This is a genomic window from Paraburkholderia diazotrophica, from assembly GCF_900108945.1.
Taxonomy (GTDB): Bacteria; Pseudomonadota; Gammaproteobacteria; order Burkholderiales; family Burkholderiaceae; genus Paraburkholderia; species Paraburkholderia diazotrophica.
This window is the reverse complement of record NZ_FNYE01000022.1, coordinates 102988-128583: the sequence shown is the minus strand read 5'-3', so window position 1 is coordinate 128583 and position 25596 is coordinate 102988. Positions and strand designations below refer to the sequence as shown.

Annotated in this window: 26 protein-coding genes and 1 pseudogene; 11 read left to right on the top strand and 16 right to left on the bottom strand. The window is 62.6% G+C overall.

All coding sequences use genetic code 11. From position 1 onward, the window contains the following. The 5 genes from BMW76_RS25190 to BMW76_RS25170 form a co-directional block, all read right to left on the bottom strand. On the bottom strand, positions 1-788 hold a 788-nt coding region (locus BMW76_RS25190), incomplete at its 3' end, for an NAD(P)(+) transhydrogenase (Re/Si-specific) subunit beta (RefSeq protein ID WP_177200486.1). Then, positions 789-1121, bottom strand: a complete 333-nt coding sequence (locus tag BMW76_RS25185) for an NAD(P) transhydrogenase subunit alpha (protein ID WP_087739730.1) — start codon at positions 1119-1121, stop codon at positions 789-791. It lies immediately after the preceding gene. 11 nt (positions 1122-1132) lie between these two features. Next, the gene (locus BMW76_RS25180) at positions 1133-2275 is read right to left on the bottom strand and encodes a Re/Si-specific NAD(P)(+) transhydrogenase subunit alpha (protein ID WP_090870140.1); all 1143 of its coding nucleotides are present in this window, start codon (positions 2273-2275) and stop codon (positions 1133-1135) included. Between the two features lie 154 nt (positions 2276-2429). Next, positions 2430-3671, bottom strand: coding sequence for a CaiB/BaiF CoA transferase family protein (locus BMW76_RS25175; protein ID WP_090870138.1), 1242 nt, complete (start codon positions 3669-3671; stop codon positions 2430-2432). Positions 3672-3718: 47 nt separating this feature from the next. Then, positions 3719-4513, bottom strand: a complete 795-nt coding sequence (locus BMW76_RS25170; RefSeq protein ID WP_090870136.1) for a crotonase/enoyl-CoA hydratase family protein — start codon at positions 4511-4513, stop codon at positions 3719-3721. Positions 4514-4729: 216 nt separating this feature from the next. On the opposite strand from BMW76_RS25170, the gene BMW76_RS25165 reads away from it, so the two are divergent. From BMW76_RS25165 to BMW76_RS25145, 5 genes are all read left to right on the top strand, one after another. Continuing rightward, on the top strand, positions 4730-5506 hold the full coding sequence (locus tag BMW76_RS25165; protein ID WP_090870134.1) for an enoyl-CoA hydratase: 777 nt from the start codon (positions 4730-4732) through the stop codon (positions 5504-5506). A gap of 109 nt (positions 5507-5615) precedes the next feature. Next, entirely contained in the window at positions 5616-6602 is a 987-nt protein-coding gene (locus BMW76_RS25160; RefSeq protein WP_090870132.1) for an NAD(P)H-dependent flavin oxidoreductase, read from the top strand. Further along, positions 6599-7786, top strand: coding sequence for a CaiB/BaiF CoA transferase family protein (locus BMW76_RS25155; protein ID WP_090870130.1), 1188 nt, complete (start codon positions 6599-6601; stop codon positions 7784-7786). Before BMW76_RS25160 ends, BMW76_RS25155 begins: the two co-directional genes overlap by 4 nt. Positions 7787-7796: 10 nt before the next feature. Continuing rightward, positions 7797-9089: an acetyl-CoA hydrolase/transferase family protein gene (locus BMW76_RS25150; RefSeq protein WP_090870128.1), complete on the top strand. Its 1293-nt coding sequence runs from the start codon at positions 7797-7799 to the stop codon at positions 9087-9089. Between the two features lie 49 nt (positions 9090-9138). Further along, a complete protein-coding gene (locus BMW76_RS25145; protein WP_090870126.1) occupies positions 9139-10335 on the top strand; it encodes an acetyl-CoA C-acetyltransferase in 1197 nt (398 codons plus the stop codon). A 48-nt stretch (positions 10336-10383) separates the two neighbouring features. On the opposite strand, the gene BMW76_RS25140 is transcribed toward BMW76_RS25145, so the two are convergent. Both BMW76_RS25140 and BMW76_RS25135 read right to left on the bottom strand, forming a co-directional pair. Beyond that, positions 10384-10554 (bottom strand): rubredoxin, encoded by a 171-nt coding sequence (locus BMW76_RS25140; protein WP_090870124.1) that lies wholly within the window; start codon positions 10552-10554, stop codon positions 10384-10386. Between the two features lie 32 nt (positions 10555-10586). Continuing rightward, positions 10587-11789, bottom strand: a complete 1203-nt coding sequence (locus tag BMW76_RS25135; RefSeq protein WP_090870122.1) for a cytochrome P450 — start codon at positions 11787-11789, stop codon at positions 10587-10589. A 154-nt stretch (positions 11790-11943) separates the two neighbouring features. Between BMW76_RS25135 and BMW76_RS25130 the strand changes: the two genes are divergently transcribed. Continuing rightward, positions 11944-12849: an SDR family NAD(P)-dependent oxidoreductase gene (locus tag BMW76_RS25130; RefSeq protein ID WP_090870120.1), complete on the top strand. Its 906-nt coding sequence runs from the start codon at positions 11944-11946 to the stop codon at positions 12847-12849. Positions 12850-12924: 75 nt separating this feature from the next. Here the strand turns inward: BMW76_RS25130 and BMW76_RS25125 are convergent, their stop codons facing one another. The 6 genes from BMW76_RS25125 to BMW76_RS25100 all read right to left on the bottom strand — a co-directional run bounded on the left by BMW76_RS25125 (position 12925) and on the right by BMW76_RS25100 (position 19609). Next, complete coding sequence (locus tag BMW76_RS25125; protein WP_090870118.1) at positions 12925-13746, bottom strand: HpcH/HpaI aldolase/citrate lyase family protein; 822 nt, start codon at positions 13744-13746, stop codon at positions 12925-12927. Between the two features lie 64 nt (positions 13747-13810). Continuing rightward, a complete protein-coding gene (locus tag BMW76_RS25120) occupies positions 13811-14668 on the bottom strand; it encodes an FAS1-like dehydratase domain-containing protein (protein ID WP_090870116.1) in 858 nt (285 codons plus the stop codon). 8 nt (positions 14669-14676) lie between these two features. Further along, complete coding sequence (locus tag BMW76_RS25115; protein ID WP_090870153.1) at positions 14677-15843, bottom strand: serine hydrolase domain-containing protein; 1167 nt, start codon at positions 15841-15843, stop codon at positions 14677-14679. 38 nt (positions 15844-15881) lie between these two features. Then, complete coding sequence (locus tag BMW76_RS25110; protein WP_090870114.1) at positions 15882-16652, bottom strand: enoyl-CoA hydratase/isomerase family protein; 771 nt, start codon at positions 16650-16652, stop codon at positions 15882-15884. Next, on the bottom strand, positions 16649-18250 hold the full coding sequence (locus BMW76_RS25105) for a GMC family oxidoreductase (protein WP_090870112.1): 1602 nt from the start codon (positions 18248-18250) through the stop codon (positions 16649-16651). Before BMW76_RS25105 ends, BMW76_RS25110 begins: the two co-directional genes overlap by 4 nt. Positions 18251-18364: 114 nt before the next feature. Further along, positions 18365-19609, bottom strand: coding sequence for a cytochrome P450 (locus BMW76_RS25100; protein WP_090870110.1), 1245 nt, complete (start codon positions 19607-19609; stop codon positions 18365-18367). A gap of 165 nt (positions 19610-19774) precedes the next feature. Here BMW76_RS25100 and BMW76_RS41990 point away from each other — a divergent pair. The 5 genes and pseudogenes from BMW76_RS41990 to BMW76_RS25080 all read left to right on the top strand — a co-directional run. Next, positions 19775-19942 (top strand): annotated as a pseudogene (locus tag BMW76_RS41990) (TetR family transcriptional regulator); the annotation flags it as partial. Between the two features lie 3 nt (positions 19943-19945). Further along, entirely contained in the window at positions 19946-20491 is a 546-nt protein-coding gene (locus BMW76_RS25095; protein WP_245763372.1) for a TetR/AcrR family transcriptional regulator, read from the top strand. 125 nt (positions 20492-20616) lie between these two features. Then, positions 20617-21879, top strand: a complete 1263-nt coding sequence (locus BMW76_RS25090) for an NAD(P)/FAD-dependent oxidoreductase (protein ID WP_090870106.1) — start codon at positions 20617-20619, stop codon at positions 21877-21879. A 22-nt stretch (positions 21880-21901) separates the two neighbouring features. Beyond that, positions 21902-22222 (top strand): 2Fe-2S iron-sulfur cluster-binding protein, encoded by a 321-nt coding sequence (locus BMW76_RS25085; protein ID WP_090870104.1) that lies wholly within the window; start codon positions 21902-21904, stop codon positions 22220-22222. Further along, on the top strand, positions 22156-23004 hold the full coding sequence (locus BMW76_RS25080) for an SDR family oxidoreductase (protein WP_245763369.1): 849 nt from the start codon (positions 22156-22158) through the stop codon (positions 23002-23004). Before BMW76_RS25085 ends, BMW76_RS25080 begins: the two co-directional genes overlap by 67 nt. Before the next feature lie 22 nt (positions 23005-23026). On the opposite strand, the gene BMW76_RS25075 is transcribed toward BMW76_RS25080, so the two are convergent. Genes BMW76_RS25075 through BMW76_RS25065 form a run of 3 tightly spaced genes read right to left on the bottom strand, consistent with a single transcriptional unit; the run spans position 23027 to position 25595 of the window. Next, positions 23027-23605: a nuclear transport factor 2 family protein gene (locus BMW76_RS25075; RefSeq protein ID WP_090870101.1), complete on the bottom strand. Its 579-nt coding sequence runs from the start codon at positions 23603-23605 to the stop codon at positions 23027-23029. Beyond that, a complete protein-coding gene (locus tag BMW76_RS25070; protein ID WP_090870151.1) occupies positions 23602-24435 on the bottom strand; it encodes an SDR family oxidoreductase in 834 nt (277 codons plus the stop codon). Before BMW76_RS25070 ends, BMW76_RS25075 begins: the two co-directional genes overlap by 4 nt. A 17-nt stretch (positions 24436-24452) precedes the next feature. After that, a complete protein-coding gene (locus BMW76_RS25065; protein WP_090870099.1) occupies positions 24453-25595 on the bottom strand; it encodes an acyl-CoA dehydrogenase family protein in 1143 nt (380 codons plus the stop codon). Position 25596 lies beyond the last annotated feature (1 nt).

Here is a 25596-nt window from a genome sequence, read left to right as displayed (position 1 = left end):
CCGGCGATGATCAGCATCGCGTTGTTCAGCGAGAAGCCGATGCCCGCCGCCGCCCAGCCCGAGTACGAGTTCAGCATCGACACGACCACGGGCATGTCCGCGCCGCCGATCGGGATGATGATCAGCACGCCCAGCGCGAACGCGATCAGCGTCATGATGATGAACGGCAGCCACGACTGCGTGAGGAAGAAGATCACGCCGAAGCCGATCATCGCGAGTGCGAGCAGCAGGTTGATCAGATGCTGGCCCGCATAGACGACGGGCGCGCCCTGGAAGAGCCGGAACTTGTATTTGCCCGACAGCTTGCCGAATGCGATCACCGAGCCGCTAAAGGTAATCGCGCCGACGAACGTGCCGATGAAGAGTTCGATCCGGTTGCCGTACGGCAGGAAGCCCGCAATGCCTTCCTCGGCGCCGAGGCCGAACGCGGCCGGCTCCGACACCACCGCATACGCGATACAGACGGCCGCCATACCGATCAGCGAGTGCATCGCCGCGACCAGTTCCGGCATCTTTGTCATCTCGACGCGCGCGGCGACGAACGCGCCGATCCCGCCGCCCACCACCAGGGCAACGAACACCAGCGCCAGGCCAAGCGACAGATTCGAACCGAGCACGGCAGCCTGCTTCGCGATCAGCGCGACGGTCGTCAGAATCGCGATCGCCATGCCGACCATGCCGAACACGTTGCCGGCGCGCGCGCTCTTCGGATTCGACAGTCCCTTGAGCGCCTGGATGGAGCAGGTGGAGGCGATCAGATAAAGGAGCGTAACGACGTTCATGCTCATTTACGCGCCCTCCTTCGAACCACCAGGACCCGCGATCTTCTTCGGCTCCTTCTTCTTGAACATCTCCAGCATCCGCCGTGTGACGAGGAATCCGCCGAACACGTTGACGGCGGCGAGCGCCACGGCGATCGTGCCGAAGAACTTGCCCGCGCCGCCGACCGTGAGGCCCGCCGCGAGCATCGCCCCGACGATCACGATCGCCGAAATCGCGTTCGTCACCGCCATCAGCGGCGTGTGCAGCGCCGGCGTCACGTTCCAGACGACGTGGTAGCCGACGTAGATCGCCAGCACGAAAATGATCAGATTGATCACGGTATGGTTGATGACTTCCATCACCCGTCTCCTTATGCCTTGCGCGTGACTTCGCCGTCGCGTGCCAGCAGCGTGGCCGCGACGATGTCGTCCGCGAGATCGATATTGAGTGCGCCTTCCTTCGTGACGATCAGCTTCATGAAGTCGAGCAGATTGCGCGCGTACAGTGCGGAAGCATCCGACGCGACCATCGACGCGAGATTCGTATAGCCCGCGATTGTCACGCCGTGCTTGACGACGACCTTGTCGGCTTCCGTCAACGGACAGTTGCCGCCGCGGTTGCCTTCATACTCGGCGCCGCGTCCGGCCGCGAGGTCAATGAGCACGGAGCCCGGCTTCATCGCCTGCACGGTTTCGACGGAAAGCAGGGTCGGTGCGGGACGGCCCGGAATCAGCGCGGTCGAGATGATGACGTCGGCCTGCTTCGCGCGCTCGTGGACGAGCGCCGACTGGCGCGTGAGCCACGACGGCGGCATCGGCCGCGCGTAGCCGCCGACGCCTTCGGCTGCTTCGCGCTCTTCAGCGGTTTCGTATGGCACGTCGAGGAACTTCGCCCCGAGCGACTCGATCTGCTCCTTCACGGCGGGCCGCACGTCCGACGCTTCGATCACGGCGCCAAGACGCTTCGCGGTCGCAATCGCCTGCAGGCCCGCGACGCCCGCGCCGAGAATCAGTACGCGCGCGGCCTTTACCGTGCCGGCAGCCGTCATCAGCATCGGCATGAAGCGCGGATACAGATCGGCCGCAAGCAGCACTGCCTTGTAGCCTGCGATGTTGGCTTGAGACGACAATACGTCGAGACTTTGCGCGCGCGTCGTGCGCGGCGCGGCTTCCAGCGAGAAGGCAGTGATGCCCGCCGCTGCAAGCTTCGATGAATTCTCCGCATTAAAAGGCTCGAGCATGCCGATCAGCACCGCACCGCGCTTCATGAACGGCAACTCGCTCACGGTGGGCGATTGAACCTTCAGCACGAGGTCCGCGCCAAAAGCGGTGGCCGCGTCGGCAATCTGCGCACCTACGGCCGCGTAAGCCTCGTCGGGAAAGCTCGCGCCAGCGCCGGCACCGGCCTGTATCGTGACCGTATGGCCTTGGGCGACATATTTCTTGACTGTCTCCGGCGTCGCGGCCACGCGGATTTCGTTCGCCCGCGTCTCTGCGGGTATTCCAATGTGCATCAAAGAACCCCTGATTCCATTAGCGCGATACAAAAAGTGGCCGCTGCTCTTTGCCGAAATCTCACAGCGGCTACGCAATTCGCAATCCTGATTGATATCGCCAGTTCATGAGAATGCGCGCCCCGAAGGGCTGCGCTTCGAAGGATTTCGCTTTCTACAGAACTTTCTTTTCGCGCAGGATATCGATATCCGATTGCGACATGCTCAGCAGATCACGCAGTACGTCGTCCGTATGCTGCCCAAGCATCGGCGGCGCTCCGTACGAATCGATAGGCGTGCCTGACATCTTGACCGGATTGGCGACCATACGCACTGCCTCGTCGGTGAGCGGATGCGCAACTTCGACGCACATGGCGCGCGCCTGCACATGCGGATCGGCGAACACCTGCTCCAGGTTGTTGATCGGGCCGGCCGGTACCCCAGCGGCATCGAGTGCCGCCAGCAGTTCATCGCTTTGCCATTCGACGATCAGCGGCTCGAACACTTCGCCAAGCGCGCGACGATTCTTCACGCGCAGTGCAATCTCGCTAAATCGCGGGTCGCTCGCGAGCTCGGGGTGTCCGAGCACGTTGCACATCCGTGCGTATTGCTCGTTGTTACCCGCGACGATCATGATGTCGCGATCGGCACAGCGGAACATGCGGGACGGCATGCCACCGTTCCCCTCGGTACCCCGCCGGATCGGAATTTGACCCGAAACGAGGTACTGGCTTGCGTAGTGCGATGTGGCAGCGATCATCGCGTCCAGCAACGCAAGGTCGATGTACTGCCCCTCCCCACTACCGCCTTGCGTCGCGTCGCGATGGTAGAGCGCCGCGATGATCGCGGAGGCCGCGTACTGACCACAGAGGATATCCGCGAGACTGGGCCCGGTTTTCATCGGGCCGCCGCCTGGCACGTCGTCACCGTTTCCGGTGACGCTCATCAGGCCACCCATCGCCTGGAAAATCGAGTCGTACCCGGGGCGCGGGCTGTACGGCCCGGTTTGACCAAACCCCGTTATCGAGCAGTAGATCAGGCGCGAATTGACGAGCTTGAGGCTCTCATAGTCGAGCCCATAACGCTTGAGGTCGCCAACCTTATAGTTCTCGAGCAAAACGTCGCAGTGCGCGGCCAGCGAACGGATCAGCGCCTGGCCGTCGGGCGTCGAAATATCGCACGTGATCGACTTCTTGCCGCGGTTCGCGCTGATGAAGAACGTGGACTCGCGCGTAACCTTGCCCTCCCGATCCATGAGAAAAGGCGGGCCGAACTGCCGCGAGTCGTCTCCCTTGCCAGGACGCTCGACCTTGATGACCTCCGCGCCGAGGTCCGCCAGCATCTGCGCCGCCCAAGGCCCCGCGAGAATACGGCTCAGGTCGAGTACGCGGACCCCGGCCAACGCGCCTTTTGTCATATCAAACTGTCCTCTTGGATTAGTACCGGCCCGCCGCAAGCCAAGTATCACCGTCCGACAAACTTCGCCGTACGTTTTTCGATGAAGGACTGAACGCCTTCCTTCGCGTCTTCCGTGTTGTAGAGAAACTGCTGGGTCGACTGGATTGTCGCGTAGGCATCCTGCCAGCCTTGCCCCAAAGAGACGCGCGCATTCTGCATCGTGGCCTGCACGGCCAGCGGCGCCTGCGCCGCGATTCGCTCTGCGATAGCAAGCGCCCGATCGAACTCCTGGCCCGCCGGCACAACGTCCTGCACGAAATTCATTTGCCGCGCCTCCTCTGCGGTGAATTCGTCGCCGGTGAGCAGCACCTTCATCGCGTTGCCCCAGCCAGCACGCTGGACCATGCGGAACGTCGCACCACAACCTGCCATGATCCCCCGCTTCACTTCAAGTTGGGAGAAACGGCAATTATCGGCGGCCACCGCCACTTCCGATGCGAGCATCAATTCAACCGCGACCGTAAAGCAGATTCCTTTGAGAGCGATGACGACCGGCTTTGTGCGCAGTGGCGGGCGCAAGTTGAACGGATCGACCTCACCTTCCCGAAGCAAGGGTTTGCCCTCACGGCGAAGCGGCGCAATCTTCGGCATGTCGAGCCCCGCCGTAAAGTGATCGCCTTCGGCGTAGACCAGGCCGCAGAACAGATCGCTGCTGTTCTCGAGTCGCGTGTAAGCCATGGCCAGCTCTTTGAACATCTTCGGGGTGAAGCCGTTGCGCTTTTCAGGACGGTCGATTCCTATCAAAAGCAGGTTCCCGCGCTGTTCAACGCGAATTTGTCCGTCCTCGTGACGAGTCGTCATGCACTGTCTCCTCGCGGTGTTTCCGTTAGCAAATCTGACCGCGGGCTCAATTGACAAAGCCGGGTCGTACATTCAGAATCATAAACGTCGTTCACAAAATTGGCAATGCGCGGCACAACCCGACACAGTCAGAGCAGCGCGCCGCAGTCCCAGCGACAGGCGAGCAGATCCCAATGCTGGTTTGAGTGTTCACCCTGATTCCTGCAAGGAAAGACCATGGCCTACGAGACGATCATCGTCGAAATTCACGGCAAGACCGGCTTGATCAAGCTGAACCGTCCGCAAGCCTATAACGCGCTGAACAACCAGCTGATGGACGAGCTGACGGCCGCGCTCGACAGCCTCGAAGCCGATCCGGCCATCGGCGCAATCGTCCTCACTGGTAGCGAAAAAGCGTTCGCCGCCGGCGCCGACATCAAGATGATGGGCGAATGGACGTACATGGACGTCTACAAGAACCAGTTCATCACGTCGAACTGGGAGCGCACCTCGCGTTGCCGCAAGCCGGTCATCGCCGCTGTCGCGGGTCTGGCGTTAGGTGGAGGCTGCGAGTTGGCCATGATGTGCGACTTCATCCTCGCCGCCGACAACGCCCGTTTTGCCCTGCCCGAAATCACGCTCGCAACGATTCCCGGCGCCGGCGGCACACAGCGACTCACGCGCGTGCTCGGTAAATCGAAGGCGATGGAGATGATCCTCACCGGCCGCAAGATGGACGCCGTCGAAGCCGAACGATGCGGGCTCGTAAGCCGCATCGTTCCCGTCGACACGCTCGTCGAGGAAGCGCTGAAAACGGCCGATGAGATCGCGCGCTTCTCGCAGCCGGTCGTGGCGATGGCGAAAGAGTGCGTCAACCGTGCCTACGAATCGAGCCTCGCCGAAGGCATCCTCTTCGAGCGGCGCATGGCGTATTCGACCTTTGCCACTGAAGATCGCAAGGAAGGCATGGCGGCCTTCGCCGAAAAACGTAAGCCGCAGTTTCGCGATTGTTGAATCGCCAGGAAAAGGCCACCTCAGCAGTGGCGAACCAAGCTTGCCTGATCATGCGCGCCCAGCGCCTGTCTCTGGCACTCACACTCCTTACCCAGGTTGCAGGCACGCGATGAAACCATACGTCAATCGCATTACCGAATTACTCGGCATTCAATACCCCATCATTCAAGGCGGCATGCGCTGGGTGGCGCGAGCCGAACTGGTAGCGGCCGTGGGCAACGCAGGCGGCCTCGGCTTCATTTCCGCGCACACGCATGCAAGCGCCGATGCGCTCGCCCGTGAAATCGACAAGGTACGTTCGCTCACGGACAAACCCTTCGGTGTCAACCTGACCGTTCTCGGCGCGAACGCCGGTCTCGACTACGACGCGTACGTGCGCACGATCGTGTCCCAGGGTGTCCAGGTCGTGGAAACGGCAGGCAGCAATCCGGCGAAATATATCGCCGAATTCAAGGCGCACGGCGTCAAGGTCGTCCACAAGTGCGTCACGGTCCGCCACGCGGTGAAGGCCGAATCGCTCGGCGCAGACGCCCTCAGCATCGACGGCTTCGAGTGCGCGGGGCATCCTGGCGAAGACGATATCCCCGGACTGATCCTGATCCCCGCCGCCGCCGACAAGCTGAAGGTGCCGATTCTCGCATCCGGAGGCTTCGCCGATGGCCGCGGTCTGATGGCTGCGCTCGCTCTCGGCGCGGACGGCATCAACATGGGCACGCGCTTTATGCTTACGCAGGAATCGCAGGTTCATCCTGCGATCAAGCAACGTCTGCTGGACGCGACCGAGCGCGACACGGTGCTGGTCGGCCGCTCGATCGGAGATTCGAGCCGCGTGGTCAGGAATAGCGTGAGCCTCGCCGCGCTGGAACTGGAGCGCAGCGGGCACGTGACGCACTCGGACCTCTACGCACTGACGGGAGCAAACCGCTGGATGGACGCGTTCGTCACGGGAGAAGTCGAAGGCGGCGCCTTTCCCGCCGGGATCGTGACCGGTCTCATTCACGACTTGCCGACCTGTGCGGAATTGATCGAACGCATCGTAAAGGAAGCCGCCGCGATCGCGCAACGTCAGCTCGGCTTCGGCGCCAGTCTCGCATGAAACTCACCGGTCTTCGCGTGGTGGACCTGTCGCAGTTCATGCCGGGTCCGTTCCTCGCCGCCCATCTCGCGGATCACGGCGCGCAAGTCATCAAGATCGAACCGGTCACTGGGGACCCCACGCGCGGCGCCCCCGGCACGGACGGCGCGTTCTTCGCGGCGGTCAACCGCGGCAAACGCAGCATCGCCCTCGACCTGAAGCATCCGGATGGACGCGAAGCGGCGCTCAAGCTGATAGACGAGGCTGACGTGGTCATCGAATCGTCGCGGCCGGGCGTGGCCGCACGCCTCGGCATCGACTACGACACGATGAAACGGACGAACCCGCGGCTCGTTTATTGCGCGATGACCGCATTTGGCCAGAACGGTCCGCTCTCTCAACTGCCCGCACACGATCCGGTGATTCAATCGCTTGCGGGCACGCTGCCGCGCGATAGCCGCGGAATGCCCATTACCACAGGACCATCGCTCGCCGCGCTTGCCGGTTCATTGACGGCGTTGTCCGCTGTATTGATGGCACTACTGCGCGCGCGAGAAACGGGGCGAGGCGACTACATCGACCTCTCGCTCTTCGATGCGGCGCTCACTGCACAGCCGCACCTGAGCGGCCGCTTGCTCAACACGCCGGACGGTCAATCGCAAGAGGCGACTGAAGGCGACAGCGGACTCGCGCTGCTCAACGCCTATGAGACCGCCGATTCGAAGTGGCTTTGCCTCGGCGGACGGGAACACAGCTTCGCCACTAACCTGCTCACACCACTGGGCCGCCCGGATCTGATTAGCGATGTCATCGGCCCGCAAGGTGCAGGCCAATCGCGCGTGCGGGCATTTCTGACGCAAACCTTCCTGACTCGCACGCTCGCTGAATGGCTCGACTGGTTCGATGGTCGAAACATCAGCGTAGCGCCCGTGCTCTCGCTCGCCGAAGCGCTCAACCATCCTCATACGCGTGAGCGCGCGATGATCCAGAGGGATCCGTCCGGACGCAATCACGTTGCGAGCCCGATTCACTTTCGCAACGAGCCCGCGTCGCCACCGCTCGCCGTTCCTCATCTTGGCGAGCATACAGAACTCGTACTGCGCAGCATCGGCCACAGCGAAGAACGGATAGCGGAACTCGTCGCGTCAGGCGCCGCGCGCGGGCAGTACGATGAGATCCAGCCTGTTTCGCAACCTGCCCACTGACGCGAACATCATGCCCTTACTACTAGAGGCTGACTCCGTCGACTTCGCATCCATCGTTCGTCCTGGGGATACCGTCGCATGGGGCCAGGCGAACGCGGAGCCCCTTCCGCTCACGCAAAAACTGCTCGAGCAACGGCACGGCATCGGCGCGTTCCGGGTTTTTCTCGGCGCAAGCAGTTTCGACACGTGCCGGTCCGAACACGCGGACTGCATCGACTTCGTTTCGTACTGCGGCACCGGCGCGAACCGCGCGTTGGCCAAAGCTGGCGCACTCGATATTCTTCCGTGCCACTACTCGCAGTTTCCGCAGATGATGGAGTCGGGTCAGTTTCCCATCGATGTCTTGCTGCTGCAGTTGGCGCCGCCCGATTCACAAGGCCGTTATAGCCTGTCCATTGCGCACGAGTATCTGATTCCGGCACTCAAGCAGGCGCGCGTCGTCGTTGCGGAAGTGAACGAGCAGGCGCCCTGGACATACGGCGAGCGATACCTTCGTGACGGCGAAATCGACTTCATCCTGCCGACGTCACGCGCGCTGCCGGAAAGTTCATCCAGTGCGGCAAGCGCGACGGATCTGGCGATTGCGAGGCACACCGCCGGTTTGATCGAAGACGGCGCCACGATTCAACTCGGCCTCGGCGCGATTCCCGAAGCAATCCTCGGTTGCCTCACCGATCGTCGCAACCTCGGCATTCATTCCGGCACGATCGGGGACAAAGTCGCCGACCTCATGCAAAGCGGCGTGATCAACAATGCGCACAAGAACATCGACACGGGCAAGACCATCGCGGGCGTGATGATGGGCGGCCGGCGCATTCACGAGTTCGCGCACCGCAACGACGCCATCGAGTTTCGTTCGACGCGCTACACGCACGACCCGCACGTGCTCGCGAGCATCGACCGCTTCGTGGCCATCAACTCGGCGGTCGAAGTCGATCTGAGCGGTCAGATCAACGCCGAGATTGCCGGCGGCGTCTATGTGGGCGCGGTGGGCGGTGCAGTGGACTTCCTGCGCGGCGCGCGGCGCTCCCGTGGCGGCGTTCCCGTCATCGCACTGCCCTCCACGGCGGGCAAGGGCGCCACCCGCATCGTCGCGTCGTTGAATGGACCCGTCAGCACACCACGCAGCGACGCCGGCATCGTCGTGACGGAATATGGCGTTGCCGATCTGCGCGGACTGACGTTGCGGCAACGGCGCGAGCGCATGCTTGCAATCGCCCATCCGGATCATCGTGGCGCTCTCGATCAGTTCGCGGGCGCTCCTCCGTCCAATCGCTCCGGAAGTGCGACGCTCGTTGCCTGATTGCGGTCACGCCCGAATCAGAATCTCGAAACCTGCAAGGAAACACTTGATGAAACGCGCAGCAATTGTCTCCCCTGTACGAACGCCCGTGGGCGCCTTTGGCGGTAGCCTGCGCGGCGTATCTGTCGAAGAACTCGGCGCACTCGTTGCGAATGAAACGATCCGGCGCGCAGGACTCGATCCCGCTCGCATCGACGACGTCGTTTTCGCACAATCGTATGCGAACAGCGAAACGCCTTGCGTGGGCCGCTGGATCGCGCTGCAGGCGGGCCTGCCCGTGGAAGTGCCGGGCATGCAGCTGGACCGGCGCTGCGGCGGCGGCCTGCAGGCGCTTGCCACCGCCGCGATGATGGTGCAGACGGGCGCCGCCGACGTGGTGCTGGCCGGCGGCGTGGAAAGCATGAGCAACATCGAGTACTACAGCACGGACATGCGCTGGGGCGCCCGTTCGGGCTCCGTCCAGTTTCACGACCGTCTCGCACGCGGCCGCGAGCGCTCGCAGCCGGAGGCGCGCTTCGGCTACATCTCCGGCATGATCGAGACCGCGGAAAATCTCGCCACCGACTATGCCATCAGCCGCGAGGCCGCCGACGAATTCGCGTTGCGCAGCCATCAGCGCGCGGCGGCAGCGTGGGAGTCGGGCCGCATGGCGGAAGAGATCGTTGCGGTCAGCGTACCCCAGAAAAAAGGCGAGCCGCTCCTCTTCTCCAAAGACGAAGGATTCCGCGCCGACGCCAGCATGGAAAGTCTCGGCAAGCTCCGCGCGCTGATGCCGGGCGGCACGGTTACCGCGGGCAACTCCAGCCAGCAGAACGACGCCGCAGCTGCCTGCCTTGTCGTCGCGGAAGACCGCCTCGAAGCGCTCGGACTCGAACCCATCGCCTGGCTTACCGGTTGGGCCGCCGCCGGCTGCGAGCCGTCGCGCATGGGCATCGGGCCCGTGCCTGCGGTCCAGAAGCTGATGGCGCGCACCGGTCTCTCGCTCGACCAGATGGATCTCGTCGAAGTGAACGAAGCGTTCGCATGCCAGGTCCTGGCAGTTCTCAAAGGCTGGAACTGGCACGATACCGACCGGCTCAACGTGAACGGCTCAGGCATATCGCTCGGCCATCCGATTGGCGCAACGGGCGTGCGGATCATGACGACGCTCCTGCACGAACTGACGCGCCGAAAGGGCCGTTATGCGCTCGAGACTATGTGCATCGGCGGCGGTCAGGGTATTGCCGCCGTATTTGAGCGCGCCTGACCTTGGCGACGAAGCGCACGGCCTGGCGCCGTGCGCGTGCCCGAACCCTCAGGCCTCCACCTCGACCATCACGAAGTCGGCCTTCGTCGCGCCGCACTCGGGGCATGCCCAGTCATCCGGGATGTCTTCCCAGCGGGTGCCGGGCGCGACGCCCTCCGCCGGAAGTCCCGCTGCTTCGTCGTAGTAAAACCCGCAAAAAATGCATTGCCACTTTTTCATGATCGTCGATGAGTCGTTGAGATAGGGTTGCTTCAGGGCGCCACGTCCCAGGCGAGCGGCAGATAGAGCATGCCGTTGACGGAGCCCGAGCCGCATCGCGGCTTGTCGTTCTCGCGAATACGGAAATCGGGTATGCGTTTGAGCCATTCCTGCAGGAACACCTTGATCTCCGTGCGCGCGAGAAACGAACCGGGGCAGCGATGCGGCCCGTTGCCGAAAGCCGCGTGAATTACCGGCTTGCGCGTCAGATCGACGGCAAGCGGATTGCTGAACTTGCGGTCGTCGAGGCCGAACAGGGAGTTCGGCAACTGGATCTGATCACCCTTTTTGAACTGGATGCCTTTGTATTCCATGTCATGGGTGATGAGCCGCGAGGTATTCGCCACACCAAAGCGCCGGATCAATTCGTCGACCGACGACACCATCAGTTCGGGATTTTCGATTAGCTGCCGCCGATGCGCCGGACTCTCGGCGAGGAAACGTGCAATGAAACCCATCATCGAGGCGACAGTATCCAGGCCGCCAAATAGCACGACGATAAACATTCCGAACATGCGTTCTGGGCTGATCGGCCTGCCGTCGATCTGCGCATTGACAATCAGGCTCACGAGATCGCCGCCCGGCTCCACCTTGCGCTTTTCCACCCAGGTGGCGATATAGCCAATGAGCCGCTGCTGCGATTCGCTTCGTTGTTCAAAGTTTCCACGCACAGCCCATTCCGCCCATTCGAGCAGCTGCTCACGATCGCTCAACGGAAGATCTGCAAGACGCAGGAAAATCACGATCGGCAGGAGCTTCGAGAACTCCGAAACGAACTCGCACTCGCCTCGCGGCGCGAGTTTCTCGATCAGCTCGATTGCGAGGCTGCGCACGTCGCTCTCGAGCGACGCGATAGCTTGTGGCAGGAAAGCGGGCGTGATCAGGTTGCGGTACGCCGTATGTTCAGGCGGATCGAGTTCGAGCGGCACGAGCTGCGTTTCGTTGAGCGGCGGGATATTGACGCTACGATGTGAAAAGCGGGCATGGTCCTTTTGCATCGCCTCGATGTCTTCGCCTCGCGTGGCGATCCAGTGGCCGCCATAGTAAGGGGACCAGATGATGTCGGGTCCCGCATGCAGCGACTTCCACGCCAGATGAACGTCGTCCTGTGCGCCGGGCGGGTTCATATAGTCGAAGTCGACCACGAGTTCTCGCGGAACATGGTCCGGCACAATCCAGCCTTTCGTAGGGCTCATTTCGCGTCTCCTTTCCTTTTGTCGTCTTCGATAATGTAATCACGACACACTCTGCGTCAACGGCTATCGTTCATATTATGCAACGACGTTCAGTTTTGCTATTATACCGAGGCGAGCTTTTCTACATCAATGCCTGTATCGAACGGAGACAAGAGTGAGCGATTTCGTCAAGGACAAGGTGGTAGTAGTAACGGGCGCCGGCGCCGGCATCGGGCGCGATTTCGCGCTGCAATTCGCGGCGAATGGTGCAAAGGTCGTCGTCAATGATCTCGGGCGCAACGCCGAAACCGGCGAATTCGCCGCGGAGCGCGTTGTCGCGGAAATCAAGGAGGCCGGTGGACAAGCGGTTGCCTCGACGGACAGCGTCGCCGATTGGGATTCCGCGCAGAAGATCGTACAGGCCGCGCTGGACACGTTCGGCCGCATCGACTGCGTGGTCAACAACGCCGGCATCGTCCGTGACCGCATGTTCTTCAACATGAGCCTCGACGAGTGGAAGGCCGTGGTCGACGTTCACCTGAACGGGTCGTTCTTTGTGGCACGTGCTGCGGCTCCGCATTTCAAGGCGCAAAACGGCGGCAGCTTCGTTCATATGACCTCCACGTCGGGTCTGATCGGAAACATCGGACAGGCCAACTACTCGGCCGCCAAGATGGGTGTCGTCGGTCTGTCGAAGTCGATTGCTCTCGACATGGCCAAATTCAACGTACGCTCAAACTGCATCGCACCGTGGGCATGGACCGCGATGACTGCCTCGATTCCGTCGGAGACGCCCGAGCAAAAAGCGCGTGTCGAAATTCTCAAGCGCATGGAATCGCGTAAGATTGCACCGCTCGCGGTCTACCTCGCCTCCGATCAGGCCGCCAAGGTATCGGGCCAGATTTTCGGCGTGCGCGCTAACGAAATCTATTTCTTCAACCAGATCCGCATGATCCGTTCGCTGCATCGCGACGGCGGCTGGACGCCCGAAGCGATTGCCGAACAGGTCATGCCGGCGTTCGAATCGAGCTTTTTCCCGAACGTGCCCTCCATGGCGCTCACGCCGTGGGATCCGGTGTAAGCACATCCGGACGACGCCCGCGCCACATCATGCGGTGGCGGCGCGGGCCCTGCAGCGGCCTCCTCGCCGCACCTCTTACCCTTGGACCGAACCGCGCACGTTTTCGGACAGGCCGACGATGCGTCTTGCCTTGAGCAAGACCGGCAAGTCCACCATCCGTCCGTCCACGGACACTGCCCCGCCTTCCGCCCGCTCATACGCCTCTACAATCCGACGCGCCTTCGCGATTTCATCGGCGCTCGGGCTGAACGCAGCGTTGACCACGCCAACCTGGCGCGGATGAATGCAGAGCTTGCCGCCAAAACCCAGCGATCGCGCCTTCGACGAGTCTTCCGCGAGCTGCCGTTCGTCATCGATTGCGACGGTAACGCCATCCACCGGAGATTGAATTCCGGCCACACGTGAAGCCAGCACGATGCGCGAACGCGCGTGCAGCAACGCGTCCCATGAACCGTCGCAATCCAGATCGAGCTCGAAATCCACGGAGCCGAAAATGAGCCGCTCGACACCGGGCATGCGCGCCACTTCCAATGCATTCCAGGCGCCCACTGCGGACTCGATGATCGGCCAGACTGGTTTTGCCGTTGCCGCAGCGACAGCAGTCAACGCCGCCGGATTTTCCGCCTTGGGCAACACGATGCCATCAATACCCTCGGAGGCTGCGAGCGAGAGGTCTTCCTCGAACCACTGTGTCCCAGCACCATTGATGCGCAACAGCACGCGAACCGGCGATGCCAAAAATGCTCGCACGGCATCGGCAACATGTGCGCGCGCGGACGCTTTCTCCGCGTCCGCGACGGCGTCTTCGAGGTCCACGATCACCGCATCGGCGCCTGCCGCGAGCGCCTTGGCGAATCGCTCCGGCTTGCTCCCAGGCACAAAAAGAAACGAACGCATAAATCTCCAGTTCAGAGCCCGGTCCGCCGACGATCAAACACGTTGGCGGATCGGATTCAACAAATCAGGCGAGCACGGCCGATGCTTCCATGCGCAACGATCCGTCACTCCCCGAGATCCACATATTCACCTTGCCTGGGTCCGATTCGTCTTGCTTCCCGTAGACATAGAAAGGCGACGTGTCCACGACGGGCTTGATCGCGCGGAACGAAAACGATCCCACTCGCGCACCCGGCAACTCGGATCTCAGCGAGTCCATGAGTAGCGTGGCGAGCAGCGGGCCGTGCACGACGAGGCCCTCATATCCCTCTTCGCCGATCGCATATGGCCGATCGTAGTGGATACGATGACCATTCAAGGTAAGCGCTGAATAGCGAAACAGCAGCACGGGATCGGGAATGACTTCGCGTGCCCATTGAGCACCCGCGGGCGCGGCCTGTGACGCTGCCGGCTTTTCGCTTGCAGCGGGATGGTCGCGATACACGATATCCTGGCGTTCGACGATCGCGAGGCCGGCCACGTCGCTGACCTCGTGCTTGACCTTGACGAACACGAGGTCGCCGGTGCGCCCCTGCTTGTGCGCAACGCTTTCGATGCACGAAAGACGCGTGATCGCGCTGCCTGCCTTCAGCGGCCGCAGAAACCCGAGTTGACTGCCCGCCCACATGCGGCGAGGCAAGTCGACCGGCGGGAGGAAACTTCCGCGCTTCGGATGGCCGTCCGCCTCGACCATCGACTGACGATGAACCGGCAGAAAGTAAAGCCAGTGCCACAACGGCGGCAGATCATCCCCAGGCGCCGCGGGTGGGTCGTCGCGGTCGAGCATGGCGCCGAGCGCCGTCATCGGCGTGAGAGTGACCTGGTCGTGCACTTGCTCCGTGCGTCCTGTCCATTGCTGCAAATGCGCGATATCCATGACCATTTCTGCGATCACTCCAGATCCAGCGCTTCGCGAATCGCAACGGCGATTGGAAGCAGCGGGTCTTCTTCCGGCGTGGTCGGGTTGAACAGCTTGTTATGGCAGATTGCCACCGCGAGTCCCGTATCCGGGTCCGCCCAGCCGATCGAATTGCCCTGCCCCGGATGGCACAATGCGCGCGGCGAACGCGCCGCCGTCACGGGCGGATGATTGCCGCCGAACCAGAAGCCGCCGATCGTGATCGGAATCGGAAAGCCGAACATCACTGGGTCCGGTTCTTCGCTGTTGGCGCGCGGGATATTCAGCGTGGCCACGAGTTCCTTCGAAAGTATCCTCACGCCGTCCAGCTCGCCGCCGCACGCAAGCATCGCCCAGAAACGTGCTTCACTACGTGCATTGAAGATCCCGCCAACGCCCGCCACTTCCGCGCGCCGTACGTCCCGGCGCTCGAACACGTGCGGCGTCAATGCGACCTGTTGCGGCATCGAGCGCAGGAACAGCGGCGGCAGGTATTCCGCGGGAACGGGCACCATTGCATCGGTAAGACGTGCAATGCGCGGTTCGACCTCATCAGGAATGCCAATCCATAGATCGTCTATACCAAGGGGCTTTGCAATCTCTTCCTGGACGAAACGGCCCAGCGAGCGCTTCTTCGGATCGGCGCGCCGCACCAGCTCGCCAACGATCCAGCCGAACGTCATCGAGAGATAAAGCGTCTTCGTGCCCGGCTCGGCGAGTGGCTCCAGGTTCGCGATCGCGCGCGTCATCCACTGCCAGTCGCACATCAGCTCCGGCGTCACGTCATCGGGCATCTGCGGCACACAGGCGCGGTGAGTCAGCACATCGCGTACCGTCGTCTTGTCCTTGCCGTGTGCACCGTACTCCGGCCAGTAGCGCGTCACGGGCGCATCGTATTCTATGAGCCCGCGGTCCGCCAGGACGTGCAGCGCGGTTGCCGCGACGGCCTTCGTCACCGAATAGACGTTGAAAAGCGTGTCGCCGTCGACGAGGCGTCCGGTGGACGGATCGGCCACGCCGCTCCATGCGTCTATCACGAGCTTGCCGTTCAGATAGGCCGCGACCTGCACGCCGATCTCGCCGCCTTCCTGCGTCGCGCGGTCGAGCGCCTGTTGAACAAGCGCGTTTCGCTCGGATAATGCTTGCACTGCCAGGTTCATATCGTGTCTCCCATTCGTGAACGTGTCGCTTTGATGCACTACGTCTTGCCAGACTGCGCAGCAATACCGGCAAGCCCTTCGAGCGCGAGTCCGTAACCCAGTTCGTCGACCATGCGACGCTTGAACGGCTGCGCAAAGACTGCGCGCGTATATCGCAGAGTTTCGATCGGCTTCGCCGCGAGGTCGCGGGCGATCTCCCAGGCGCGATCGAGCAGCGCTTCCGGCTGAACCACTTCGCCGACCACGCCAAGCTCCCAGGCGCGTTGCGCCGTCATACGCTCGCCAGTGAGCAGAAAATGACGCGCGCGGTTATGGCCGATCAACATCGGCCATACGATCTGCACGCCATCCGCCGGCACGACGCCGTGAACGAAGTGCGCCTGATCGGAGATTTCAGCGTGACTGGACGCGAGCACGATATCGGACAGCACGAGCAACTCGGCGTGAATGAGTGCCGGGCCGTTGATCGCGCCGATAACGGGGACCGGAACGTCGAGCAGTTGCATGAGCAGGTCCTGCCCCTCGCGCTGCAGGCGTGGCCAGATTTGCGCAAGCGGTTCCGGCGGCAGCTCGGCGTAATTCATGGCATTGCAGAACGCATCGCCGGTGCCCGTCAGGATCACGACGCGATTGTCGAGGTCGCGTGCGATCTGATAAAAAGCCTCGCCTAGCTGGCTGTGAACGCTGCCGTCGAGCGCGCCCCACTTGAGCGGGCCGCCATCCGTGTGCAGGCGCACCTGTAGAACGCCATCGCGTCGCTCGAATTCGATGTTTGCAAAGCGCCTGCCGTAGTCCTCGAGACGGCTCATCGCGCGTCCTCAAGGATCAGGCCGGCGGCACGCCATGCCATCGCCATCATCGGGCCATTGGTGTTGCCGGAAATCATCGTGGGCGTCACGGAGAGATCCATCACGCGCAGACCTTCTACGCCCCGCACGCGCAAGCGCGAATCGAGCACAGCAAGCGGATCGGAGCCCATCTTGCAGGTGCCGCAAGCGTGGTAGCCGGACTGCCCCTCGCGCCGGTAGAGGTCGAGAATCTCAGCGTCGGTCTGAACGGCGGAACCTGGACGCGTCTCGCCTTCGAGCAGGCTCACAAGCGGCTCGGCGGCCAGCACATTGCGCATGAGCCGAAAGGCGTTGATGGCCATCCGCTGATCGTACGCATCGGCAAGGTAGTTCGCAACGACTTCGGGCGGCACACGCGGGTCCGCCGACTGGATCCTCACATGTCCCTCACTGCGCGGACGCAGTGGATAGCTGAAGAGCTGCATGCCAGGGAACGTCTCGAAGGCATAGCTGGCGGCGCGGAAATCCATCGAGAACGGCGCCATCATCAGCTGGACGTCCGGACGCTTGGCGTCGGGAGCGGTCTTGACGAAGCCACCCACCTGATACGAGCCGAGCGACATCACGCCGCGGCGGAACAGGAAATACTGCATCGCGTTGCGCCACAGGCGCAGGCCGCTGAACTGCCGGTTCTGCGAATCGCGCCAATGTTGCAGGCGCGCCTGCACCATATACAGATAGTGCTCGCGCATGTTGAGTCCGACACCCGGACTTGCCGCCACGACAGGAATGCCAAGCGACTGCAGATGATCGGGATCGCCAATGCCCGATAACTGCAAAAGCCGCGGCGACTCAATTGCCCCAGCCGATAGCACGACTTCGCGGCGCGCGCGGTAAACGATTTGCTGCCCCGCGCATTCGCACTGCACGCCAACTGCGCGCGACCCATCAAACACGATTCGCGCGGCTTGCGTCGCAGTAACGACTGTGAGGTTCCTGCGCGAACGAGCGGGTTTCAGAAAGGCTTCCGCCGAGCTCTGCCGCTGCCCGTTGCGTATCGTGTAGATCAGATAAGCCACGCCCTCATGATCGAGCCGGTTGATATCCTCCACGCGCCGAATGCCAAGCGACCGGCACGCTTCGAGGACAGCGTCGCCGATACGGTTGCGCTGCGCATACGGCGAGACTTTCAGTGGGCCGCCTGTCCCCCGCAGTTCGTCGGCACCGAGCGCGTGATCTTCGATCTGCCGGAAGCAGGGCGCCAGGTTCTGCCAGCTCCAGCCCTCCACGCCCAGTTCGCTCCATCCGTCGTAGTCCTCAGGATGCCCGCGCATATACACCATGCCGTTGATGCTGCTCGAACCGCCGAGCATCTTGCCGCGAAGCCAGATTTCATTGCGGTGCCCGTTCCCGTTGTCGGGCTGCACGGGAATGAACCAGGCGTGAGCCGGATCGCCCAGCAGCTTTCCGAATCCCTTGGGCATCCGGATCAAGGGATTGCGGTCCTCCGGTCCTGCTTCAATGAGCAGCACCGTATGGCGCCCGCTTTGCGACAGGCGATTGGCTAGCACGCAACCCGCGGCGCCTGCGCCAACCACGATATAGTCAAACTCCGTCATCAATGCGTTCTCCACCGTCTGTGCGCGCCGGGCAACTCAACGTGCGAACTGTCCAGCAGCACTTGCCTTGTCGGTCGGCCTCGTGCACAGCACGTGAGGCCGGCTTTGTTCTGGTTAGCCGAATACGACGGGAATCGAATGCGGAACGCGCATCATGATGCCGTTGATCTGCGGAGCCTCGGCGGCCGGATCGAGACGAAGATTGGGCAGGCGGTCGAGAATCGCATTGAGCGCGCGCGTCATCTCCACGCGCGCGAGGTGTTGACCAATACACACGTGAGGACCATACGCAAACGCAAAATGCCGGTGAGCCGGTTTGCGGTAGATGTCGAACTTGTCCGGGTCGGGGAAGCGGCTGGGATCACGATTGGCGCTGCCTGCCAGCACGTCGAGGAATGCGCCTGCGGGAATCTCGACGCCACCGAGCGTGACGTCACGCGTCGCCATGCGCGACTGCATCAACACGGGGCCGTCCCAGCGCAGCGCTTCCTCGATCGCCTGCGCGACCAGCGTGCGATCCTGGCGCACCGCTTCGAGCTGCGCTGGATCGCGCAGCAGCGCAAGCAGCAGCACGCTGGTTGCGCGATAAGTGGTGTCGCCACCCGCATTCACGAGTTGGCGCAGGAAAGAAATGACGACCTCGTCCGGCAGCAATTCGCCATCGACTTCCGCGGTGGCCAGCGCGCTGACGAGATCGTCGCCCGGATTGCTGCGGCGCTCCTCGATGAGTCGCGCGAAGTAAGCGCCCAGCTTCGTCGACGCCTCCACGCCGTGCGCCACGTCGATCGAAACCAGCGTCTGTGCGATCGCCAGCTTGTGGAAGATCTTCACGTCTTCTGGCGGCAATGCCAACTGGCGGTAAATGATATTGAACGGATAGTGAAGCGTGAACTCGGTGACGAGATCCGCATGCCCGCGATCCACGAACTTCGACATCAGTTCGCTCACCACGGGATCGACGAGCGTATCGCCCCATGTCGCCACGGTGTGCGGCAAAAATGCCTTCTGAAAAATGCGGCGGTAGCGCGGGTGCTCGGGCGCGTCCATAGTCGAAATGCTGCGTCCGAAGCTAATGCCAATATTGCGCTCATAAGACCTGTTCGAGAACGTGGCCGGATCTCCCAGCACCTGCGATACCTCGTCGTATCCAAATACGCAATAGTGCGCGACATCGGACATCGTCAGGTCCGCCGCACCGCCCATCAGCACACGATAGTCCCCTTCCTGCACCGTGCCGTTTTCGCGCAGCTCCGCAATGCGCGGATACGGGTTGGCATCGGCTCCGTAAGCGAGCGAATCCTCGAAAAAGGGGTTGAACGTCGGATCGTCGAAGTCTTCAAGTCGCAGCGCGCCAGCCATGGTTCCAGTCTCCATTAGTCGTTCGTTCGCAGGCACCTGGTCTTGTCCAAGTACCCATAGTTGAACTATGTTCGATTTTGCACGATTGTGCAAGAACGTTTTATCATTCGCTTGAAGAGGCTTCCGGCGCTTGCCCGGTTCGCGCCACACAATGAAAGGGAAACTATGTCGTCAAGGAATACCCAAGCCGCCAGCAACCCGGCAGCCGATAATAAGGAGCCGCGCGCTTCGGCTCGCGGCACGACGCCCGAGCGCATTCTCGATACGGCCGAAAGGCTGTTCGCGACGCACGGTTACTTCGGGACGTCGATTCGCGACATCATGCAGGGCTGCGGCATGGAGCTGAGTCTCGCGCGCTACCACTTTGGCAGCAAGGACGCCCTGTTCCAGCAGGCGATCGGCCGACGCGCGGCCGTGATCAGCCTGCAGGTGATCGAATCGCTGGAGGCGGTGCTCGCTCCGTTGCACGGTGAGCCTCCCAACGTCGAGGCAATCGTGACCGCGCTTTCAGCGCCTGCATTCGCGCACCTGAAAAGCGGCGATCCGGGGTGGCAAAACTACCTGCGCCTTCTGACCCAGATCGGCTGCCTTCTGGAACGCCCCGACCTCACGGCGCCGTTCTATGGCCAGTACGCGCCGGCTGCCGCGCGCTACCGCGACGCCTTCGCGAGGGCGCTGCCTGGCGCCACGCGGGAAACGGTCGAACTGGTGCAGCATTTCGTCGAGTCCGTGTTTCATCTGGTGCTCAACGAGTTGTACGCGAAGGAAGCACGATCGGGAGCGCGCGCTCTCACGGGGCAACATATCGAGCGCATGCGCACCTATTTGATCCGCTTCGCAGTTGGCGGCATCGAGGCGATGGTCAACTCCGCATCAGCCTGATGGAGTTCGGGAGCGGGGGTTGATGAGCATTGACAGCCGCGTCGGCCGTCGTTCACAATCTAGAACATCATTCACATATTAAGGCCGGCGACAAGTACACGGCCGTGCGAGACGGAGTTCGCCTTATGGCACCTGTAGATGCAGAACACACCGCGCTGATCGTCGGAGCGGGTCACGCCGCGGGAGAATGCGCGACCGCGATCCGCGAGCAGGGTTGGACGGGGCGCATCGTGATGGTGGGAGAAGAACCGCATTTGCCGTACCAGCGGCCACCGCTTTCCAAGGCGTTCCTGTCGGGTGAATCGACCGCCGAGCAGCTCTACCTGAAGCCGCTTTCGACTTACGACAAGGCATGCGTCGAGTTCATGCCCAATACGCGCGCGGAGCGCATCGACCGGGACGCGAAGCGGGTCACGCTCTCCGATGGCAGCGAAATCAGCTATGCGAAGCTCGTTCTGGCCACCGGCGGCCGCGCGCGGCGTCTCGCGTTGCCGGGTATCGAAGCCATCGAGAAGCTGCAGAACTTTCACTACCTTCGTACGCTCGATCATGTCACGCGCATTCGAAATCATTTTCACGCGGGCTCGCGCCTCGTGATCATCGGCGGCGGATATGTCGGTCTCGAAGTCGCTGCCGTAGCCGTGAAGCGCGGTTTGCACGTCACCGTGCTCGAAGCGTTGCCGCGCGTGCTCGCGCGCGTCACGGCCCCGGAGCTTTCCGCGTTCTACGAGAAAGTGCACCGCGAAGCCGGAGTCGACATCCGCACGAATGCAATCGTGACTGGATTCGAACTCGACGCATCCGGCGACGCCGTTGCCGCCGTATCCTGCGCAGACGGCGCGCGCGTCGCAGCAGATCTGGTCATCGTCGGCGTGGGACTGGAGCCCGCCACTGAACTCGCGCAAGCGGCGGGTCTCGCTGTCGACAACGGCATTGTGGTCGACGAGCACACGCGCACGTCCGATCCGGACATTTTTGCGGTCGGGGATTGCACCAACCACCCCAACCGGACCCTCGGCCGCCGCCTGCGTCTGGAGTCGGTGCCCAACGCCCTGGAGCAGGCCCGCACCGCAGCCGCGTCGTTGTGCGGCAAGGAGCGCGTCTACAACAGCGTGCCGTGGTTCTGGTCAGATCAATACGATCTCAAGCTCAAGATGGTCGGCCTGTCCCAAGGCTACGACGAGTTTGTCCTGCGCGGCAGTCCCGATACCCGCTCGTTCTCGGCGTTTTATCTCAAGGACAGCGTCATGCTCGCAGCCGATACGGTCAGTCGCGCGCCCGAATTCATGCTGGCCAAGCGGTTCGTTGCCGAGAAAATTCCGGTTCGCGCGGTGGATCTCGCCGACGAGTCAGTCCCGTTGAAAAGTCTGCTTCCCCAGTCCAACTAATTTATTCAGAGGTCCAGTAGCCATGCCCCTCATTCGATTCATCCAGCCGGACGGCAACGAAGCCGCGGTGAGCGCCAACGTTGGCGACTCGGTCATGCAAACCGCCGTGAACAACCAGGTCCCCGGCATTCTTGGCGATTGTGGCGGCAGTTGCAGTTGCGCGACCTGTCACGCCTACGTCGACGATGCCTGGAGAGGCCACATGCCGGCGGCCGAGTCCTATGAAGTCGACATGCTCACTTGCGCGATGGACGTGCGCGAAAACAGCCGTTTGACATGCCAGATCTTCATGACGCCGGAACTGGACGGCCTGGTGGTGCGCCTGCCCGGTTCGGCCGTTTAAGCGTCATGAGCACAAATGCTGTCCGCACGACGCTGATCACTGGCGCTGCATCCGGGATAGGCGCAGCGCTCGCCCGGCATTTGACCGCACTTGGCGAACGGGTGATTGGCGTCGATCTGAGCAACGCGGATATTTGCGCGGACCTCGCTGTTCCGGCGGAACGCGCAGCGCTCGTCGCGCGTGTGCAGAAAATTACGCCGTCGCTCGACGCAGTGGTCATGTGCGCTGGGGTGTCGCCCCCCGTGGCCGGCGATACGCTGGTGTCGGTCAACTACTTCGGCGTTGCCGACCTGCTGCCGCGGCTGCTGCCGCTCCTGCAACGCGGAAGGCAGCCGCGTGCGGTGGTGATTTCCTCACTCGCCTCGCTTCATCCGATAGACACACGCCTTGTCGAGATGTGCCTCGCGGGCGAAGAATTCGCCGCGCGGAAGCAGGCGGCGAACATCGGCGCACCAAGTTATGCGTCGTCCAAACGCGCGCTGACGCAATGGATACGGCGCACGGCCGCGTTGCCCGGCTGGGCCGACGCGGGTGTATTGCTCAACGGGATCGCCCCAGGCGTCGTGAAGACGCCAATGGTCGCGCCGCTGCTGGAAACAGCCGAGGGCCGCGAGGCGCTTTCGGCTGGCGTGCCCACCGTCGTGCGAGACTACGCCACCGCTGAACAGATCGTTCCGCTCCTTGCGTTCCTCGCCAGTCCAGCCAACGGCTACATGGTGGGCCAGGTTCCGTTCGTCGACGGCGGCGCCGACGTGCTCTTGCGTGGGGAAGCGGCGCTGTAACACGCACGCGGAAGCAAGGCGCTTACGGCGCCTTCGTCAACGCGTCGATGGCGTGCTGTTCGCTGTTGCCCCAAAACGCTGTCCACGTCGGAAAGCCTTGCGGAAGCCGCGGCTGATACCGTTCGCCCTCATACTTGCCGGGCCAGTTCTGGAAGCACGGCGCACCGGGACGTGCGAGCCAGTCCGTCGAATACCAGTGCTGTTCTTCGCGGCGCTCGAAATACCACTGCCCGTCGCGCCGCACATAGTGATCGAAATAGCAGATCGCCATCACCACCCACGAGCCGTTGTCCTCGTGCTCCGCACGGCAATAGACGCTTCCCGTCGCATGGTCGGCATCGATGAAATCGACCGCGTGGCCGCAGATCTGATGAATGCTGCGATAAAAGCCTCGCAGAATATGCCCGGAACCGTAGAACGTCTTCAACGCAGCGCGCCCCACGCCCCATCGGCCGCAATTGACGTCTTCGGCGAACAGTTGCACGAGGCTCTCCAGATCGCGCGAATCGACCGCAAGCGCGTATCGCACCGGCAACTGTTGAATGGCGAGCTGCGCCTCGACGCGTTCGATACGTGCAAGAAGTGTGGAATCCGTCGTCATGCCACCCCCTTCGTCGCGTTCGCCGCGGCGGCCGCGCGCGCGCGGATTTCGTCGGCATAGTACGGCTGGTGCGAAAGCAGTCCGCCGTCGATGTTGAACACCTGGCCCGTCACGAACGCAGCTTCATCCGAAGCGAGGTACACGACCGCGTGCGCAATGTCCTCGGGCTGCCCGAGGCGAGGCGTGAGATGGTGACTCAGCATCATTTCCCCGAGTTCGCCCGCGTAGTACGCCTGAGTCACCGGCGTGACGATCAGCCCGGGAGCGATCGCGTTGCAGCGTATGCCCTCCTTGCCGTGTTGCGCGGCGATGTAGCGTGTCAAATTTTCGATACCGGCCTTGCAGACACCATAGGCGCTATAGCCCAAGGCACCCGCCTGAGCGGAGCCCGACGAGGTATTGATGATCGAACCGCCACCGCGCGCGCGCATGACGGGCAGCGCACGCCGCGAAGCCAGCATGGTGCCGCGAAGATTGATGCGCATCGTGTCGTCCCAGACTGCGACGTCGATTGCCTCGATCGCCGCATCGACCGTACTGGAGAGCGACGTGGCGGCGGCGTTGTTGTGCAGGATATCGAGGCCGCCCCAGGTCTTCAGCGTCAGCTCGAACAACGCATCGATCGAGCTTTCGTCGCCGATATCGACTCGCGCCGCCACCGCCTGGCCGCCCGAATCCTTGATACGGCGAACCTGCTCTTGTGCGCCTTCTAAATTCAGGTCCGCCACCACCACCAGGGCGCCTTCCTGCGCGAGCCTCGCGGCACAGGCAGCGCCGATACCGGATGCGGCCCCGGTCACAATCGCAATCTTATCCTTCACGCGTTGCACGATCGGCTCCTCCCGGATCACACCGTCACCGGTTTCCGGTTGCTTGCCGCAACGCGGTCGAGATGAAAGTCGATATCGCCGAACATCTTTTCCATCATCGTCATCTTGCGGAAGTAATGGCCAACCGGATATTCCTCGGTGAGCCCCATGCCTCCGTGCAACTGGATCCCCTGCGCGCAAACGAAGCGATTGGCGCGCGCGGCGACCGCCTTGGCCGCCGAGATGGCGCGGCTACGTTCGGCTGCCGGCCGGTCGAGATGCGCGATCCCGCAGTACAACATCGAGCGCGCCTCCTGCGTGGCGACGAACATCTCGGCCATGCGATGCTGCAACGCCTGAAACTTGCCGATGGGCTGTCCGAACTGCGAGCGTCCCTTGATGTACTCCGCGGTGATGGCCATCACCGCTTCCATCATGCCGAGGCTCTCGGCCACGCTCGCGAGAATGGCGAGTTCCGTTGCCTGCGTGAGCACTTCTAGCGCACGCTCCGATCCGACGATCAGCGCATTGTCGCCGACCTCTACGTCGTGCAGCTCGATATCCGCGGCACGTGAGCCGTCGAGCAAGCGATACGACCGGCACGTGACGCCCGCAGCGCGACGGTCGACAAGAAAGACGCCTACGCCTTGCGATGCGCTTTCCACTCGCGCGGTCACGAGCAGTTGATCTGTCGACTCACCAGCCACTACCAGCGTCTTCGCGCCGCTGATCAGGTAACCCCTGGCCGTTTTGCGAGCATGGGTTCGTGCATGGCAACCCACTTTGTATCGGCTGCCTGCTTCGCTATCCGCAAGCGAAAGCAGCAACTTGCCTTCGATGACAGCGGGAAGCAGCGTCTCGCGCTGTGTCTGCGCGTCGCCTCGTTCGACGATCATGGCGCAAAGCAGCGCCGTTTGCACGACCGGCTCGAGCGCCATGCCGCGGCCGAGCGCCTCCATCAGAATCGCCATTTCGACAAATGAGCACCCAAGGCCGCCAACGTCTTCCGGCATGGTCAGCCCGAGCCAGCCAAGCTCGGCGTAGGTGCGCCAATGCTCGCGGCTGAAGCCCTCTGGCTGCGCCGCGATATGCTTGCGTGCCTCGAATCCATACTCCTGCTGGACGTAACGCTCAGCGCCATCCTTCAGCATCAATTGTTCTTCGGAGAAGTTGAAGTCCATG

What these genes read in the sequence shown, in the direction of transcription:
- BMW76_RS25185 (WP_087739730.1), bottom strand. Translation starts at nt 1,121, where the DNA reads ATGGAAGTCATCAACCATACCGTGATCAATCTGATCATTTTCGTGCTG.
- BMW76_RS25180 (WP_090870140.1), bottom strand. Translation starts at nt 2,275, where the DNA reads ATGCACATTGGAATACCCGCAGAGACGCGGGCGAACGAAATCCGCGTG.
- BMW76_RS25175 (WP_090870138.1), bottom strand. Translation starts at nt 3,671, where the DNA reads ATGACAAAAGGCGCGTTGGCCGGGGTCCGCGTACTCGACCTGAGCCGT.
- BMW76_RS25170 (WP_090870136.1), bottom strand. Translation starts at nt 4,513, where the DNA reads ATGACGACTCGTCACGAGGACGGACAAATTCGCGTTGAACAGCGCGGG.
- BMW76_RS25165 (WP_090870134.1), top strand. Translation starts at nt 4,730, where the DNA reads ATGGCCTACGAGACGATCATCGTCGAAATTCACGGCAAGACCGGCTTG.
- BMW76_RS25160 (WP_090870132.1), top strand. Translation starts at nt 5,616, where the DNA reads ATGAAACCATACGTCAATCGCATTACCGAATTACTCGGCATTCAATAC.
- BMW76_RS25155 (WP_090870130.1), top strand. Translation starts at nt 6,599, where the DNA reads ATGAAACTCACCGGTCTTCGCGTGGTGGACCTGTCGCAGTTCATGCCG.
- BMW76_RS25150 (WP_090870128.1), top strand. Translation starts at nt 7,797, where the DNA reads ATGCCCTTACTACTAGAGGCTGACTCCGTCGACTTCGCATCCATCGTT.
- BMW76_RS25145 (WP_090870126.1), top strand. Translation starts at nt 9,139, where the DNA reads ATGAAACGCGCAGCAATTGTCTCCCCTGTACGAACGCCCGTGGGCGCC.
- BMW76_RS25140 (WP_090870124.1), bottom strand. Translation starts at nt 10,554, where the DNA reads ATGAAAAAGTGGCAATGCATTTTTTGCGGGTTTTACTACGACGAAGCA.
- BMW76_RS25135 (WP_090870122.1), bottom strand. Translation starts at nt 11,789, where the DNA reads ATGAGCCCTACGAAAGGCTGGATTGTGCCGGACCATGTTCCGCGAGAA.
- BMW76_RS25125 (WP_090870118.1), bottom strand. Translation starts at nt 13,746, where the DNA reads ATGCGTTCGTTTCTTTTTGTGCCTGGGAGCAAGCCGGAGCGATTCGCC.
- BMW76_RS25120 (WP_090870116.1), bottom strand. Translation starts at nt 14,668, where the DNA reads ATGGTCATGGATATCGCGCATTTGCAGCAATGGACAGGACGCACGGAG.
- BMW76_RS25115 (WP_090870153.1), bottom strand. Translation starts at nt 15,843, where the DNA reads ATGAACCTGGCAGTGCAAGCATTATCCGAGCGAAACGCGCTTGTTCAA.
- BMW76_RS25110 (WP_090870114.1), bottom strand. Translation starts at nt 16,652, where the DNA reads ATGAGCCGTCTCGAGGACTACGGCAGGCGCTTTGCAAACATCGAATTC.
- BMW76_RS25105 (WP_090870112.1), bottom strand. Translation starts at nt 18,250, where the DNA reads ATGACGGAGTTTGACTATATCGTGGTTGGCGCAGGCGCCGCGGGTTGC.
- BMW76_RS25100 (WP_090870110.1), bottom strand. Translation starts at nt 19,609, where the DNA reads ATGGCTGGCGCGCTGCGACTTGAAGACTTCGACGATCCGACGTTCAAC.
- BMW76_RS25095 (WP_245763372.1), top strand. Translation starts at nt 19,946, where the DNA reads ATGGAGCTGAGTCTCGCGCGCTACCACTTTGGCAGCAAGGACGCCCTG.
- BMW76_RS25090 (WP_090870106.1), top strand. Translation starts at nt 20,617, where the DNA reads ATGGCACCTGTAGATGCAGAACACACCGCGCTGATCGTCGGAGCGGGT.
- BMW76_RS25085 (WP_090870104.1), top strand. Translation starts at nt 21,902, where the DNA reads ATGCCCCTCATTCGATTCATCCAGCCGGACGGCAACGAAGCCGCGGTG.
- BMW76_RS25080 (WP_245763369.1), top strand. Translation starts at nt 22,156, where the DNA reads ATGCCAGATCTTCATGACGCCGGAACTGGACGGCCTGGTGGTGCGCCT.
- BMW76_RS25075 (WP_090870101.1), bottom strand. Translation starts at nt 23,605, where the DNA reads ATGACGACGGATTCCACACTTCTTGCACGTATCGAACGCGTCGAGGCG.
- BMW76_RS25065 (WP_090870099.1), bottom strand. Translation starts at nt 25,595, where the DNA reads ATGGACTTCAACTTCTCCGAAGAACAATTGATGCTGAAGGATGGCGCT.